This is a genomic window from Streptomyces sp. NPDC016640, from assembly GCF_043076215.1.
Classification (GTDB): domain Bacteria; phylum Actinomycetota; class Actinomycetes; order Streptomycetales; family Streptomycetaceae; genus Streptomyces.
Genome location: NZ_JBIBRG010000057.1, coordinates 1 through 1080, shown reverse-complemented (window position 1 = coordinate 1080; position 1080 = coordinate 1). Strand labels below are relative to the sequence as shown.

1 pseudogene is annotated in these 1080 nt (G+C 72.0%); it reads left to right on the top strand.

Features of this window, described 5'->3' with window-relative positions:
• Positions 1-1080 (top strand): annotated as a pseudogene (locus tag ACF07S_RS33505) (2-oxoglutarate ferredoxin oxidoreductase subunit alpha); the annotation flags it as partial.

Sequence of the window (1080 nt, the reverse complement as noted above, 5' to 3'; positions counted from 1 at the left end):
GAGACCACCGAGGACTTCGCCGTCTCCTACGAGGTGGCCCCGGCGGCGACGGCGTTCCCGCCCGGGGTCTACCGCAACATCTCCGGGAACCTGGCCCTGTCCTACGGGCTGATCGCCGCTTCCCGCCAGGCCGGCCTGCCGCTCTACCTGGGCTCCTACCCGATCACCCCGGCCTCGGACATCCTGCACGAGCTGAGCCGGCACAAGAACTTCGGTGTGCGCACCTTCCAGGCCGAGGACGAGATCGCCGGTATCGGCGCCGCGCTGGGGGCGGCCTTCGGCGGTTCGCTGGCGGTGACCACCACCTCCGGTCCGGGGGTGGCGCTGAAGTCCGAGACCATCGCTTTGGCGGTCTCCCTGGAGCTGCCGCTGCTGGTGGTGGACATCCAGCGCGGCGGCCCCTCCACCGGCCTGCCCACCAAGACCGAGCAGGCCGACCTGCTGCAGGCGATGTACGGCCGCAACGGCGAGGCACCGCTGGCGGTGATCGCCCCGCGCACCCCGGCCGACTGCTTCGACGCCGCCCTGGAAGCCGCCCGGATCGCCCTGGCCTACCGCACCCCGGTCCTGCTGCTGTCCGACGGCTACCTCGCCAACGGCAGCGAACCCTGGCGCATCCCCGACACCGGCGAACTGCCCGACCTGCGCGTCCCCTTCGCCCAGGGACCCAACCACACCCTCGCCGACGGCAGCGAGGTCTTCTGGCCCTACAAACGCGACCCGCACACCCTGGCCCGCCCCTGGGCCATCCCCGGCACCCCCGGCCTGGAACACCGCATCGGCGGCATCGAGAAACAGGACGGCACCGGCAACATCAGCTACGACCCCGCCAACCACGACTTCATGGTCCGCACCCGCCAGGCCAAGATCGACGGCATCGACGTCCCCGACACCGAAGCCGACGACCCCGACGGCACCGCCCGCACCCTGGTCCTGGGCTGGGGCTCCACCTACGGCCCCATCACGGCCGCCGTGCGCCGCCTGCGCGCCGCCGGCCGGCCCATCGCCCAGGTCCACCTGCGCCACCTCAACCCCTTCCCCCGCAACCTCGGCACCATCCTCAAGGGCTACGACAAAGTG